This window comes from Paenibacillus sp. (assembly GCF_048976745.1).
Lineage (GTDB): Bacteria > Bacillota > Bacilli > Paenibacillales > Paenibacillaceae > Paenibacillus.
In genome coordinates, this window is the sequence record NZ_JBHGUU010000018.1 from 70,991 (window position 1) to 84,765 (window position 13,775).

At 45.6% G+C, this 13,775-nt stretch carries 14 protein-coding genes; 7 read left to right on the plus strand and 7 right to left on the minus strand.

The features are described 5' to 3' along the window. Positions 1 to 13 precede the first annotated feature (13 nt). The 3 genes from ACE3K2_RS22740 to ACE3K2_RS22750 all read right to left on the minus strand — a co-directional run bounded on the left by ACE3K2_RS22740 (position 14) and on the right by ACE3K2_RS22750 (position 2,506). A complete protein-coding gene (locus ACE3K2_RS22740; protein WP_421895362.1) occupies positions 14 to 697 on the minus strand; it encodes an ABC transporter ATP-binding protein in 684 nt (227 codons plus the stop codon). After that, positions 697 to 1,818: an ABC transporter permease gene (locus ACE3K2_RS22745; protein ID WP_421895365.1), complete on the minus strand. Its 1,122-nt coding sequence runs from the start codon at positions 1,816 to 1,818 to the stop codon at positions 697 to 699. Before ACE3K2_RS22745 ends, ACE3K2_RS22740 begins: the two co-directional genes overlap by 1 nt. 121 nt (positions 1,819 to 1,939) lie before the next feature. Next, positions 1,940 to 2,506, minus strand: a complete 567-nt coding sequence (locus ACE3K2_RS22750) for a TetR/AcrR family transcriptional regulator (RefSeq protein ID WP_421895368.1) — start codon at positions 2,504 to 2,506, stop codon at positions 1,940 to 1,942. 224 nt (positions 2,507 to 2,730) lie between these two features. On the opposite strand from ACE3K2_RS22750, the gene ACE3K2_RS22755 reads away from it, so the two are divergent. Continuing rightward, entirely contained in the window at positions 2,731 to 3,537 is an 807-nt protein-coding gene (locus ACE3K2_RS22755; protein ID WP_421895371.1) for a hypothetical protein, read from the plus strand. Positions 3,538 to 3,704: 167 nt separating this feature from the next. Here the strand turns inward: ACE3K2_RS22755 and pdxA are convergent, their stop codons facing one another. The 4 genes from pdxA to ACE3K2_RS22775 all read right to left on the minus strand — a co-directional run bounded on the left by pdxA (position 3,705) and on the right by ACE3K2_RS22775 (position 8,927). Beyond that, complete coding sequence (gene pdxA, locus ACE3K2_RS22760) at positions 3,705 to 4,706, minus strand: 4-hydroxythreonine-4-phosphate dehydrogenase PdxA (RefSeq protein ID WP_421895374.1); 1,002 nt, start codon at positions 4,704 to 4,706, stop codon at positions 3,705 to 3,707. Further along, positions 4,703 to 5,998, minus strand: coding sequence for a four-carbon acid sugar kinase family protein (locus ACE3K2_RS22765; protein WP_421895377.1), 1,296 nt, complete (start codon positions 5,996 to 5,998; stop codon positions 4,703 to 4,705). The genes pdxA and ACE3K2_RS22765 overlap by 4 nt, the downstream gene beginning before the upstream one ends. A gap of 93 nt (positions 5,999 to 6,091) precedes the next feature. Further along, the gene (locus tag ACE3K2_RS22770) at positions 6,092 to 7,078 is read right to left on the minus strand and encodes a 2-keto-3-deoxygluconate permease (protein WP_253429090.1); all 987 of its coding nucleotides are present in this window, start codon (positions 7,076 to 7,078) and stop codon (positions 6,092 to 6,094) included. A gap of 166 nt (positions 7,079 to 7,244) precedes the next feature. Continuing rightward, positions 7,245 to 8,927: a PrpR N-terminal domain-containing protein gene (locus tag ACE3K2_RS22775; protein WP_421895381.1), complete on the minus strand. Its 1,683-nt coding sequence runs from the start codon at positions 8,925 to 8,927 to the stop codon at positions 7,245 to 7,247. Between the two features lie 227 nt (positions 8,928 to 9,154). On the opposite strand from ACE3K2_RS22775, the gene ACE3K2_RS22780 reads away from it, so the two are divergent. From ACE3K2_RS22780 to ACE3K2_RS22805, 6 genes are all read left to right on the plus strand, one after another. Continuing rightward, on the plus strand, positions 9,155 to 9,373 hold the full coding sequence (locus ACE3K2_RS22780) for a hypothetical protein (RefSeq protein WP_421895383.1): 219 nt from the start codon (positions 9,155 to 9,157) through the stop codon (positions 9,371 to 9,373). A 116-nt stretch (positions 9,374 to 9,489) separates the two neighbouring features. After that, positions 9,490 to 10,197: a PspA/IM30 family protein gene (locus ACE3K2_RS22785; protein WP_421895386.1), complete on the plus strand. Its 708-nt coding sequence runs from the start codon at positions 9,490 to 9,492 to the stop codon at positions 10,195 to 10,197. 128 nt (positions 10,198 to 10,325) lie between these two features. Beyond that, entirely contained in the window at positions 10,326 to 11,357 is a 1,032-nt protein-coding gene (locus ACE3K2_RS22790; RefSeq protein WP_421895389.1) for a TFIIB-type zinc ribbon-containing protein, read from the plus strand. Beyond that, a complete protein-coding gene (locus tag ACE3K2_RS22795; protein WP_421895392.1) occupies positions 11,354 to 12,151 on the plus strand; it encodes a TPM domain-containing protein in 798 nt (265 codons plus the stop codon). Before ACE3K2_RS22790 ends, ACE3K2_RS22795 begins: the two co-directional genes overlap by 4 nt. A gap of 46 nt (positions 12,152 to 12,197) precedes the next feature. Continuing rightward, positions 12,198 to 13,223, plus strand: a complete 1,026-nt coding sequence (locus tag ACE3K2_RS22800) for an SPFH domain-containing protein (RefSeq protein ID WP_421895395.1) — start codon at positions 12,198 to 12,200, stop codon at positions 13,221 to 13,223. A 255-nt stretch (positions 13,224 to 13,478) separates the two neighbouring features. Further along, positions 13,479 to 13,706 (plus strand): DUF896 domain-containing protein, encoded by a 228-nt coding sequence (locus ACE3K2_RS22805; RefSeq protein WP_074096683.1) that lies wholly within the window; start codon positions 13,479 to 13,481, stop codon positions 13,704 to 13,706. Positions 13,707 to 13,775 lie beyond the last annotated feature (69 nt).

The window sequence follows — 13,775 nt, forward strand, 5'->3', positions numbered from 1 at the left end:
TGGGTCCATATATTTATGATTCAGCTAGCGACAATCCTCCATCATTCATCCGATATACTTTATCGCAATATTCAAGCATACGCTCATCATGGGTAACCATAATGGCCGCTTTTCGGCGTGATTTCACCTCGTGCGCGATTAGACTGACCACTTCATGAGCTCGTTTGGTATCCAGGCTTGCGGTCGGTTCATCGGCCAAAATGATGTTGGGATTATTCATTAAAGCACGAGCAATGGCTGTCCGTTGCTTCTCACCACCAGATAGCTCTTCTGGAAAACTTTTTAACTTCAATCCGAGCCCCAGTTCCTCTAACAGCTTAGAGGCAAATTCGTTATCCTCCCTTTTAACCTTTCCGGACATTCGTTTTACGACTAACAATTGATCAAGAACATTTAAATAGGGAACCAAATTTGAAGATTGCATAATAAATCCAACTTCTTGCAGCCTTATATTAGATAGCTCTTTCTCCGTAAGCGTAGAGATATTATTTCCATTCAGTTGAACATCTCCTTCGGAGGCTTTTAGCATTGCTCCGGCAATAGATAAGAACGTACTTTTACCAGAACCGGAAGGTCCAACCACAGCAACAAACTCTCCCGGCTCCACTGATATGGATACATGATCGAGTGCCATGATTCGATGGTTTCCTTCGGCATAATACATGGTGACTTCTTTCATTTGCAGTCCCTTAACCATTATTCAACCCTCCCGAGCGCTTTGAGCGGATCAATCTTTGTAATTTTACGAACAGAAACCATCGAACTTAACATGGCGATAACTAACAATATAATGGAATACGTGAAGACAAGACTGGTTTCCAACTTGAATGGCATACCTTTTGGCATGATCGCTGCTGTCCCATAAGTCAGCAAGATCCCAATAACAATGCTAGTCAACGAAAGTACAAACACTTGCGATATAATGGTTTTGCCCAAGAACCTGTTACTGGCACCAATTGCTTTCATAATGCCGAACTGATTGGTCTTTTGCATCGTAATGACATAAAAGAATACGCCAAGCACAAATGCGGAGATGGCAAGTAGAAATGCAAGCATCATTAGAATAGTACCGTTCTCTTCTTTGTACCCTGGCATACCTTGCACAGCTTCGGCCCGGGTAACTGTATCAGCACTGGATAATTCTTTATTTATAACTTCTGAATCGATATTCTTTCCTTGTAACATGATCGCATTAACCGGTCCGGCAATTCCTTTATCTGAACCTGGAGCCGCGAAGGCAATCTTCCGCCATTCGGTCATTGGGGTAAATACGGACGCAACGTGGTTATACGTCTGATTCTCTACATATCCGATAATCGTTAATGATTCTGTTGTTCCATCCAGTTGGAAGGTGTCCCCGATGTGATAGCCCTCATCTTTCATTGTCGAATTCACCACGACACCCGTAGGATTGTCGGAAGACAGGCTTTCACCTTCTACAATAGCTGGTTCCAGGAAGCTGCCCGGGTTAATTCCGATAATCGCGATATCCATTTTATCTTCATTCTTGGTACTGGCTTCTTTCATTGCTGTTGCCATCGTACTTCCCATGGGTGCAGCAGCATCCACATGTGGCAGTTGTTCTGCCTTCGCAACCAATTGATCTGACAGCAGCGACTTGCTCATAGAAGACTGTGACCCTTCTTCAAAGATGACATAATCAGCCTTCATGGTCTTGAATGTTGACGCAGCTAGTGTAGATAAACCGTTCCCCAGACCGGATAAAATAAATACCAACCAAGCCATGAGTACAAAAATAATGATAATCATCAAAAACTTCATTTTGTTATGCATTAATTCCTTCATCGCTAGAAACATGACCTTCTCAACTCCTTCTCTCTTTTTTTGACACTTGTGTCAAATTAGATGTGCGACCGCGCAGTCCTCCTCATTAAACGATATAAATGACACATGTGTCAAATTAAATCCAAGAACACCGTTAGCTCTTGGCTCCTCCAATCCACATTTGAAACAACAGTTTCCCCCAATCAGGCGTAGGGATATTCAGCATGTTAGGTGTATTGATTAAGTTGAAGAAAACACCAACAAGTACAGGTAGAGGGATATCTTGCCGCAGGGATTGATTCTGTTGTGCACGTTCAAACAAGCGTGATAATTGAATTTTAAGGGTTGTATGTGCTTCCTCAATAAATTCGAGATCTCTCGCTGCTGCGGAAGAAGTAGTTGTATTAATTTTGCTTGCATCTCCCAGAAGTTGATGGAGCGTCGATTCTTCTGCGTAAATCAGAAGCAGCTGCTCAAGAGCATCCATGGGATCAGTCTCATCAACGGCTAATGAATTCTCCAACACGGTTGCTATTACACGCTTCATACAAGCAGCAACAATCTCTTCTTTATTAGAGTAATACTGATATATCGTGCTTCGGGCTCCAGATAGATGCTGAGAGAGCAGTTTGAGATGAAAGCCATCATAGCCGTGCTCAAGCACTAGTTTTTTGGTCATATCCAGCAATTCTGTTTCAGTAAATGATTGTTTTCTACCCATCAGAAATCTCTTCCTTTTTATCTATAAAATCTGTACTGCATTATTGCAACATTGTATGCGTGTAACTTCGGATTTCACTGATTTCTATTCAGTCTAGCATAACATATCATACAAGATTCATTGCTATCTCCATCAGGGTAAAAAATAATCACTTCCCATAATGCCTATAACATGCAACAAAGGAGTGAAGATGAATCATTTATAAATCAGCACCTTATATACTTATGTTAGGTATTTTTATCGTTATTTTGGATGGACTATGGATTGTGGAGACGGTCGATTCCTATGATATCTACCCTGGATCAGCATGGGTTCTCTTGGCAATCGGACTATGCTTGATGATGTTCGCTTATAGTATGATTCAGCATAAACGGAAGCGAGAGACTCGAACGAAGGACGAAGTTCAAGAAATACAGGATGAGAGGACGCCTACGCAGCGCTTCGTGAACCGAATGTGGAAAAAACGAGAGGCTGTGGGTGGCAAAATAATTTTATTTCTCTTAATCATCCATGCAGTTATCGCGGTCTTTCATCTCGGTGTGGCTTTACGTATGCTGCAGATCAGCATATTTGTCGGCATGATTACCTTCTCATTCTTCTACATTCTGAATGATGACAGGGGAGATCTGAAGGAGCAAGAGGAGGATTTGAAGCCTCAAAGTCAATTCATGCAGACCTCTATGCGTCTGATCGATTACAGGCAACACCCTTTCAGCTTAGGGCTTCTTGTGTTTCTAATTATTGTGCTGACGTTTCTGATTACAAAATGGTTCGGGTGGGAGCTCAGTTTGGAGACTGGGGGTAATCCGCGCTATGTCATGAGTTTACCTGCATCTACCTTTATACTATCGGGTTTAACCGTTGCTTGCGGACTGATCTATATTAATCAGCATTGTGATTTTTTGGGACTGGGCCAAACCGAACAGGGCGCGTACAGGTTGTTTCAGATTCATTTCTATGAAATTATTGCTTGTGGAGCTTCTTTTTTCATCTGGCTGGGAATTATTATTCTAAGTTGGATTTTTGCTTAAAGGGTTGAGTTAGATACGATGATGAAGATAAGTGCATGTTCCCTTGAGACAGGTATGTATGGTGACATGCAGAAAGGCAAACCCTCTAATGAAGAGTGGGTTTGCCTATTTTTCTCGTCTATAAAGCTGCATGTAGATAAGGTGAATGCTGCTATGTGAAACGCCAATTACACCAGATTCTTCGGCGCCAGCTCAATGGCAGAGCGGATGGCAGCCAGCATACTTTTATCATCGGCGATATTTTTGCCAGCGATATCAAAGGCTGTACCGTGGTCGACAGACGTACGGATGATGCCACCTTTCAGACCGACGGTGATGTTCACACCTTCCTCGATACCCATTACCTTGATCGGTGCATGGCCTTGGTCGTGGTAGCAGGCAACAACGATATCGAAGTCACCGCGACCAGCGCGGAAGAAGAGTGTGTCCGCTGGCAGTGGACCAACGACGTTAATGCCTTCCTGCTGCGCACGCTCAATGCCGGGCTGCAGTTTCTCTTCTTCTTCTCCATTACCGAACAAGCCGTTCTCTCCGGCATGAGGATTGATTCCGCATACGGCTACGCGCGGATTCTCAAAGCCTGCTTTTTTCAGCGTATCATGAGCAAGCTTCACGACGGTATAGGTTCTTTCCGGGTTGATACTTGCAATGGCATCGATCAGACCCATGTGTGTAGTCAGGTGAATAACGCGCAGGTTCGGCGTCGTCAGCATCATTGAGAAGTCCTGCGTATCCGTCAGATCCGCCAGAATCTCGGTATGCCCCGGATACAGGTGCCCGCCCTGGTGCAGAGCTTCTTTGTTCAAAGGCGCCGTGCAGATGGAGTGAATCTGCTGCTTTTTGGCAAGATCAATGGCTTTGGCGAGAAATTGGAATGCTGCATCCCCAGCTACGGCAGATACTTTACCGTATTCCAGATCCGCTGGAACGAGATTCAGATCGATCACATCTACAGTACCGAATTCGTATTTGGCTTCGGAAGGCTCTTGAATAGCATGGACGTTCAGCGTTGATCCGATAACCGGCAGCACGCGCTCCAGAATCTTCGCATCACCAATCACGAGTGGGTTGCACTGATCATACATCTCTTGGTGACCCAGTGCTTTCATAATAATCTCCGGTCCGATACCTGCTGCGTCGCCCATTGTAATTCCGATTGTAGGTTTCATACGAGAATACCCCCTTTTAATTTTTGAATCGCATGGATAAAGACATCGGGTTTACCGAATCCGCCTGCTTTGGTAATCACATGCAGATCATCAATGCCTATAAACTTGGAGATCGGCACGCCGATTTCAAGCTCATCCAGCAGCTCGAAGCCGCTAATATTCCATTTCAGACAGATTTGTTTTGCCGTATCGCCGCCAGTCATGGATACCCCTTTGAAAAGTCCCTCTTCCAGCAGTCTGGCACAGATCTCACCCATCGAGAGTACAATTTGGTTGCTGACTTCCGTGTGATTGAGACCGCGAATTTCGCCCGTTGCCCGTGCCAGTTCAATATCCACTTGTTCAGCGGTGGAGTAGAGGACAACATCTTGTCCTGCCAGCGCTTTGTCTCGGACCTCATTATAGACACGTTCCATCTCTTCCGCGCGGTCTGCGGTTGCGGATACTGCCTTGAAGGAATGGAAGGAGACGGAAGCCACGCGGGACTTGCGCATCAAGCGATGCAGCTGCTCACGGGAGTTTTTGTTCACGCTGCCTACTACTGTGAGGATTGGACCGGAATTCTCCGGGATATCAAGTGAAGCAGCCTTGGATTCCAACGCGTAATGCGCGGGGAGGTAATTGGCGATACCCGCCGAACCTGCCCAAGTAAAGGTATACTCCAACTCGCGGGTCATCTGTAAAATGAGTTCCAGATGGCGTTCTTCGGTGGAGTCCACCATCACATACGGAATGTTATTTGTTTTCAACTGTTCCAGCTTGGTACGAATATGATTCTGCCCGGCTTCCAGATCTGCGACGGTGATCACGCCAACTTCGTACTTGGTCTGTTGTTTCAACAAGTCCGGAAGGTAGGAAATCGTAACAGGTGTCTTCGGATCATGGGCAATTTCAGTATCGGCCAGCGGAACGCCGTTCAGGTAATGAATTCCTTCCAATATCGTCCGGTTATTTTTGGGATAACCCGGAGCAATCATCATAAAGTCCGGCTTCACGACATCATATACAGCATCAATCTCAATGCCGATATTGCCGCGCATGGTGGAGTCCATTTTTTTGAAAATCGTCTCAAATCCATTGTTCGTCAGCAGTTTAGCAGCCCGATATACACGGTCATACGCTTCCTGCGGGGATATGGAACGACTATCTGTATCAAAGACGACAGCATCGTAATGTGTAAGAGGTTCTTCATTCATATTAAAAAGAACACTGGTCTTCAAGCCATGACGGGCAAGCTGCACCCCGCTGTCATTGGCACCGGTCAAATCATCTGCAATAATAGCTAATTTCATGCAGTCATCCCTCCTTGTAAGCAAAATTTCATAATAAGTCCGTCAGATCTTTAAATAGCACAGATTAAGCATTTCGGATCAGGTGATAACCATTTATGTGGTTGGTCGTTGATTGTATTTCTCGACTCCACCTGACTTCTCCAGTCGTTTGGAGAGGAAACCGATGAAGATCGGTAACAGGATAGCTGTCGTTACAACGCTCGCCGCAATTTGCACAGTAGCAATCTCGGCAATCGGGCCAAATGAAGCATTAGCAGCCACAATGGCAGCAGGTGTACCTACCGCATTCCCGGCTGTTGAACCTTCGGAAGCACCAACGATAGGATTCCAGCCAATGGCTTTGAACAACAGGTATCCGATTCCGCCTGTGAGAAGCACGGTCAGAACACCAAGCAGAATACCACCAAGTCCACCTTGGATGATGGATGAGAAGTTGATTCCCATACCCAGGGAGAAGGCAAAGAACGGAACAAGTTTATCACTGCCTTTGTACAGCCAATCCCCCAGATTACGGTCCAGATTACCAATAATGACACCAACAATCAGCGGAAGCAATACCGCGACAAAGGCCATAGGGGAGAACATGCCGTTTGCAAAGCCCATTGCACCAAAGATCGAGAGCGCTACCATGGTCAGAAACGGACCATCACTGAGCGCGAGGAACGGGTAAGCTGCCTTATCATCTTCTTTACCGTATTGACCAGCGAGTGCGATGTACAGACCACCGTTGGAGTTGGTCATCGCAGCGATAATGGCAAGTGGGGCCAGACCCAGAAATAAACCGCTTGAATCCGCAAACAAAATAGCGATAAAACCAAGACCTGCACCAATCACCCATTTGAACGTAAGCAAGGTTAAACCTTTGCCGACAGAAGAACCTGCCGTTTTGAACGTAATCTGCGTACCGGCAATTAACAGGAACAGCGCAATCAACGTACTCGCACTGTTAACGAAGAGGGCTTCCGTGAATCCACCGATGCGCAGGGCACTCGGGAAGAATGTATTAATGGTTGCACCAAGTAACAGGGGAACGACCATCATACCGCCAGGGATGCGATCTAAAGTTGCTTTAATATTCATAGTAGTAGCTCCTTATGAAGTAATCGTTTTTATGAAGCGCTTGCAGGGATTATGTTATCCCATATCGTTTAATATAGCAACAATTAATTATTGTAAATTTAAAGTTTTTGTTAAATTGTTTAAAAATGCAACACATCAAGGCGATAAAAAAGACGCAAACTTAAAGTTAATCTTTAAGTTTACGCCATAGTGTGGCCCGGTTAATCCCCAGGCGCTCTGCGGCCTTCGATTGATTGTTATTTTCCTCCTGAAGCACGAACTGGATCACTTCTTTCTCGATCTCCTTCAGCGTACCGTTCAACTTCATTGGACTTGAAGAAGGTTGCTGATCGAGCAAGCGGGATAAGGTAGTCGTGGTGATTACATATTCCTGTTCATTGAGCGCAGCCTGTTTAATCAGATGTTTCAGCTGGTTGACATTCATATGTGTGATCTGTTCCTGGATCAGCTGTAGTGCATCTTCTTTTATTCTCACCGCAGTGGTTCCGTATTTCTGGTAGTACCCCGTAAGGAAATGCTGCATTAATGGAGCCAGATCCTCTGGTCTATCGGCAAGATTAGGCATCATGATCGTATTAAGCTCCAGATCAAGTGACCAAAGAGGGGTCAATGTCTGCTCCCCGAGTATAAACACCCCAATCTGGCTGTGAAGGCAGCTCTGGATAAAGGAGAGCAACTCCGGATCTTCCATGCGTGTTTCCATGTGGTTAATCTCTACATTTCGAACTTTGGCGAGTGGTATCTTGTGCAAATGACCGGAAGGCACTTGCGAGAGATCAATCTGTAATAAAAGTCCACCACCGGAGTACATCTGATGAATATGTTTGACCAGAAAAGATTTACCGGAATCCGCTTCACCGAGCAGATAGATCGGTTCATGATTCTCATAGAGTGCTCGAATGTTCTTCAATACCATCTGCATGGCAGGGGATTCGGCAACGATGGGCTCCATCGATGCGTCCGTGAACGTTGTTATGCCGAATTGTGCAAAGGCATAGGGTTGTCCTTTTTCCAGCATATATACCTTGTAATTCTTGTTGTCCAGGGTCGTTTCATAGGCGTTGACCGTGAGCTGATAATCGTCCACCATGAACACATTTTGGATCTGGGATTGATGGAATTCCAGACTGGTGTTGGTCAGATAAAGGTGATTATCGGTCAGCGGATTTTTCACAAAATCGGTCAGGTTCTCGAACACGACTTCATTCCGTTCATTTAAAATAAGCAAATTCGGATGTTCCTGTGTAACCAGGTCATTCAGGATGATCGATATCGCATGATTTTTGCTCAAATAACGATAGACCAACTGCGCGTCCTCCAACGCTCTAAGGATGGATTCCTGGCCAGATTGGATTAACAATCCCTCCAGACCATAAGTTTTCGCGGTGTTGACGGTGATCACATCTCCGACAATCTGGCGGTAACCGGAAGCTTTCAACTCCAAGAGCAATCGTGCCACATCTTCCGAGCTATGTATGGTATAGACCTTGAGGGGCAGATCCATCAGATCAATAATGGACTGTGCACCAGAGGTGATATTGGAGAAGCCCACGATGGCCGTCTGACCGTTAAACTGGCTTGCCAGGGTAAGGGAACGAATCATATCATAACCCGATAACTGCACATCGATGACGGGAATGGTCACGGCTTTTTTAATCAATTGGGCGGTTCCGCCGCGGCTGATGATAATCTCTGCACCGTTTTTCTCCGCTTGAGTCGCTAATTCCACACCGTTTGCCAAGTCTCCCACGTCCGTCTGAATGGCTAACTGGGGAAAGCGGGGAATGCACTCTTGTATAATAGGAATCATCGATTCATAGGGAGCAATAAAGTGGACTCGTGTACGCATATTTTTCCTGCCTTTATAGAAAACTTTGATCCCCTTATTATAGCCAACTTGCGAGGGAATGGCACCTATGGTGGGACAGGTCACAGTTAGGTGTGCCAAATGCCTGTGTGGTATGTGGCCATCGCTCTCTGGTGAACTGTGATGAAGTGCACTGAATCGATTCGTTAACTATTTAAAAATTAATGCATAATTGCCCACGATAAATATAGAGAAATGAGGAGTTTTAAATGGGAGACATTCATAAAGTAGCTGAGCCAGATCACATCATTAAGGATGTTGTCGGAAAGTTCCCGTGCAGGACGCTGTGGAGTGAAGGCCGTCCATGTCTGGAGTATCAGCGGGAAGAAGAGTTAGCCGAGATCGAAGAATACGTCCGCACGACGTATCACGTTGAACTATTGGATGTGTTCTTCACAGCAGTGGAGTGCCTTCCGATTGAACCGTAGATTAGATAGGGATTTGCATCATATGGACTCCACTTGCCAACGTGAAATGTGAAACGTATGTCGCCTTATTCATGTATTATAGTATACATATGAACTTTTCGGAGGAGGAACACGTAATGGGAATCTTATCGAGGTTTAGAGACGTGATGAAGGCCAATGTGAACCATATGCTATCGCGGGCGGAAGACCCGGAGAAGAGCGTGAATGAGTATATGCGCAGTCTGAGCAGTGATCTGGGGCAGGTAAAAGCGGAGACGACGGCGGTGTTGTCTGATGCAAGCCGGGCGAAGCGAGCATTGGATGAGTGCAGTGCCGAGGTTAAGAAATTGCAGCGGTACGCAGAGAAGTCGGCAGAGTCGGGAGACGAAGACAAGGCACGTGATTTTCTGGAGAAGAAAGTGAAGCTGACGGACAAATTACACGAATTACAGGCTGCCTATGAACGGGCTTCAGCGAAAGGCAAGATGATGAAGCATATGAATGATAAGCTCGTTGCAGATTTGGGGCAATTGGAGGCGCGTCATGCAGAACTGAAAGGTCGCATGGCAGATGCGAAGGCACAGCAACAGGCCAACGAACGGAATGTATCTGCGGGCAGAGCCGAATCTGCATTGAAGGCCATGGAAGACAAAGCGAACCAGGCGTTGAATGAAGCAGAGGCTTTGGCAGAACTCCGCGCCGGGGCACAGGAAGATGATCTGGATGAATTAATTGCCCAATTGGAGAGAGACATGAACGCGGATGCGGGTAATAATGAACATGCGTCGCCAAGTGCGGAGGAAGAACTCGCAGCGATTCAGGAAAAGCTGAAGAAGCAGAGCTAAAAGCTTTCTGAAAGAAAGCTGCATCGGAACCAGACACTTCGCCCTTAAGAGCGATCGGAAGGTTGTTCTGCCAGCGAAGTTATACAGGGTCAATTAGAATCATATTTCGTTAACATTGAGGTGAGCAGATGCCGGTTATTGAATATAAGTGTCCCAACTGCGGCAGTGGCATGATCTTTGACAGTGTGTCAGGGGCATTATCCTGTCCCAGCTGTGGCCGCCAGGACAACATAGAGCAGATCCCAGATCCTTTGAAGAGACAAGTGTTCACGGAACATGAGGTCAAAGAATACCACTGTAACAGCTGCGGAGCTGACATTGTCACGGAGCCGGAGACCAGTGCGACGACATGCAGTTTCTGTGGTGCGGCGGTTGTACTCAGTGATCGGCTGACGGGCAATCTGGCCCCAGCGATGGTGATTCCCTTTTCGATCAACAAGGATCAAGCCAAGCAGGCTTTCAAAAAGTGGTGCAAAAACGGCCTGTTAACGCCAAGTGGATTCATGTCCGCCGATCGAATTCAGAGCATTACGGGCATGTACGTGCCGTTTTGGTTGTACGAGTTACATAACAAGATCGAAGTGCATGGTCGTGGCACCAAGGTCAGATCCTACACCCAGGGCGACTACCATTACACCGAAACACAGCATTTCGATATATACCGCAGAATTCGGCTGAATTACGTGAACCTGCCCATTGATGCCTCGGAGAAAATGAAGGATGAACTGATGGATAAGCTGGAGCCTTTTCCATATAATCAGCTGAAATCCTTCAAGACCCCGTATCTGGCGGGGTACATTGCGGAAAAATATAGTTATACGGACGAGGAACTTTTCCCACGTGCCAAAGATAAGACGAGATCTTATATTGATTCTTATATTGCTTCAACCGTATCTGGTTATAGCAGCGTGAGCTACACGGACAAACAGATTGATACCACGCTCAAAAATGCAGACTATGTGCTGCTCCCGGTATGGATGGTCAATTATGACTACAATCGGGCACAGTATACGTTTGCCATGAATGGACAGACAGGTAAGGTGGTCGGCAAACCGCCGATCAGCAAAGCGAAAGTGGCCGGATGGTTCGCAGGGGTATCCGCGGTTTCGTTGTTGTCACTGAAACTGGTTTCCTGGATGATGGGAGGTGGATTCTTATGAGAAAAAGAACCCCTCTCGCCGTGATGGCTACGCTCATTTTACTTATGATCACGCTTGTTGCTCCGTTGATTCCCATCTCATCGGCATCCGCAGCGGAGAGCAAAAACCTCATCTACGATGAAGCAAACCTGCTGAGTGAGCAGGAGAAAAGTGAACTGAACCTACTTGCGAATCAGTATGGTGCGGAACGGCAGACGGACTTTGTTATTTTGACAACAAATAATATAGAGAATCAGGATGTCATGCTCCTAACTGAAGATTTTTATGATAAGCAGGGGCTAGGGTACGACAAGAAATTTGGCAATGCCGTCATATTGACGATGGATATGAATAATCGCGAAGTGTATTTGGCTGGATTTTATAAGGCAAAAGAATATTTGAGTGATCAGCGGCTCGATTCTATCCGTAACCGGATTACCTCCGAGTTATCCAGTGGGAATTATAAACTCGCATTTGAGAAATATATTGAGCTCTCTTACAAATATATGGGGTACGAACCCGGTGTGAATCCGAACAACATTTTGTTCAACGGCTGGTTTCAGTTGGGAGTCTCCGTAGTACTGGGCGGTATTGTTGTTGGCATGATGACTTATCGTTCCGGGGGGCGTGTCACGGTCAATCGTGCGACTTATGAGGATTCAAGCAATTCCAGTGTGATTGATCGTCAGGATCGATATATCCGTACGACCGTAACCAAGCGCAAAATTGAGAAGAACAATAACAATGGTGGCGGAGGCGGTGGAGGTACATCGCGAGGCGGTCATTCGCACAGTGGAAGTAGAGGGTCGTTTTAATAAAGGAGTAATCGGAGTACGTTAAATAGAAGGGATGGGAACGAATATGGGATTTTTCAAAAATCAATTTTCGAATGTGGTGGAATGGGAAGAGTTCAGAGATGACATGATATTTTGGAAGTGGAGCAACCGGGAGATCAAGAAGGGCAGTAAACTTATCATCCGTTCGGGTCAGGACGCGATCTTCCTGAATAACGGTAAAGTGGAAGGGATTTTCGAGGACGAAGGATCGTTTAATATCGATTCCGAGATCATTCCGTTTCTTTCGACCTTAAAAGGATTCAAATTCGGATTCAACAGCGGCATGCGGGTCGAGGTATTGTTTGTAAATACCAAAGAGTTCACTGTGCGGTGGGGCACGCAAAGCCCCGTATTGATTCCGACACCACAACTGCCGGGCGGGATGCCGATCCGGGCCAACGGAACATTTAACTTCAAAGTGAGTGACTATGTGACCCTGATTGATAAGATTGCAGGCATCAAGCAGAGTTATCTGGTGGAGGATGTCAAAATCCGAATTACTTCCGTGCTGGATCAGCTTCTAATGAAGTGGATCAGCCGTGAAGGGAAGGATATGTTCAACCTGCAAGCCAATGCATCCGATATTGCCAAAGGGATTCAGGAAGATCTGGATATGCAGATGATGGACATCGGCATTGGGATTACCGGTTTCCAGGTGATGAGCTTCAATTATCCGAAAGAGATTCAGGATATGATTACGAAGACCGCTTCGCATGAGATGATTGGTAATCTGCAAAAGTATCAGCAGGTCAGCATGACAGACGGCATCTCATCCGGTAAAGTACAGGGCGGCGGCGCAGCTTCGGATATGGCGGGCATGATGATGGGCATGAACATGGCCAATGAAATGATGAAGAACATGAACCAGAACAATAATGCCAATTCGTCTCAGAATCAGAACGCCGACCAGAAGCCAGCGGGCAATAACAACGGTGATTCAGGTAACTCTTCCTCTACAGAGGGCAACAAGAAGCCTAACTTCTGTCCGAACTGTGGAGCCAAAAATGAAGGAGCCAACTTCTGTCCAAACTGTGGTCAAAAGCTGGGCTAATGAAATGAATACATGTAGGGATAGTTCAGCAATGGTTGTGATATTGCGAGAGCTATCTCTTTTTGTTTCGATTTTTAGTTAAAGCAACATGATGTAAGGTGGGGGAGCAAGTTCATTTATTTTAGTTTAGATAAAACAGTTGACAACGAATCACAAATCATTTATCTTTAACTTAAGATATTTAATTTGAATATAAATAACAACCAAAAACAAACCAAATATCTTTAATCCATTACATGAGGAGCGATCAAGATGATGATCCCAACATTGACCAGAATAAACGAACTTTCAAGAAAAGCCAAAGAGGGCGGATTGACGGAGATGGAGAAAGAGGAACAGGTTCGTCTTCGCCAGGAATATCTGCAAACTTTTCGTGGTTCGGTCAACGACATTCTGCTGAATGCAACCATCTATGATCCAAACGGCGATGACGTGACTCCTGATAAATTGAAACAAGAACAGGCCAATCAAAATAAAAATTAGCATATCATTCGCCATAATATATATCTTAATTTAAAGATAATACAAATTACTATAAATGAATCAACGATC

Coding starts and splice junctions, on each gene's coding strand:
- ACE3K2_RS22750 (WP_421895368.1), bottom strand. CDS start 2,506: ATGGGTAGAAAACAATCATTTACTGAAACAGAATTGCTGGATATGACC.
- pdxA (WP_421895374.1), bottom strand. CDS start 4,706: ATGAAACCTACAATCGGAATTACAATGGGCGACGCAGCAGGTATCGGA.
- ACE3K2_RS22745 (WP_421895365.1), bottom strand. CDS start 1,818: ATGTTTCTAGCGATGAAGGAATTAATGCATAACAAAATGAAGTTTTTG.
- ACE3K2_RS22770 (WP_253429090.1), bottom strand. CDS start 7,078: ATGAATATTAAAGCAACTTTAGATCGCATCCCTGGCGGTATGATGGTC.
- ACE3K2_RS22805 (WP_074096683.1), top strand. CDS start 13,479: ATGATCCCAACATTGACCAGAATAAACGAACTTTCAAGAAAAGCCAAA.
- ACE3K2_RS22795 (WP_421895392.1), top strand. CDS start 11,354: ATGAGAAAAAGAACCCCTCTCGCCGTGATGGCTACGCTCATTTTACTT.
- ACE3K2_RS22790 (WP_421895389.1), top strand. CDS start 10,326: ATGCCGGTTATTGAATATAAGTGTCCCAACTGCGGCAGTGGCATGATC.
- ACE3K2_RS22765 (WP_421895377.1), bottom strand. CDS start 5,998: ATGAAATTAGCTATTATTGCAGATGATTTGACCGGTGCCAATGACAGC.
- ACE3K2_RS22800 (WP_421895395.1), top strand. CDS start 12,198: ATGGGATTTTTCAAAAATCAATTTTCGAATGTGGTGGAATGGGAAGAG.
- ACE3K2_RS22775 (WP_421895381.1), bottom strand. CDS start 8,927: ATGCGTACACGAGTCCACTTTATTGCTCCCTATGAATCGATGATTCCT.
- ACE3K2_RS22740 (WP_421895362.1), bottom strand. CDS start 697: ATGGTTAAGGGACTGCAAATGAAAGAAGTCACCATGTATTATGCCGAA.
- ACE3K2_RS22785 (WP_421895386.1), top strand. CDS start 9,490: ATGGGAATCTTATCGAGGTTTAGAGACGTGATGAAGGCCAATGTGAAC.
- ACE3K2_RS22755 (WP_421895371.1), top strand. CDS start 2,731: ATGTTAGGTATTTTTATCGTTATTTTGGATGGACTATGGATTGTGGAG.
- ACE3K2_RS22780 (WP_421895383.1), top strand. CDS start 9,155: ATGGGAGACATTCATAAAGTAGCTGAGCCAGATCACATCATTAAGGAT.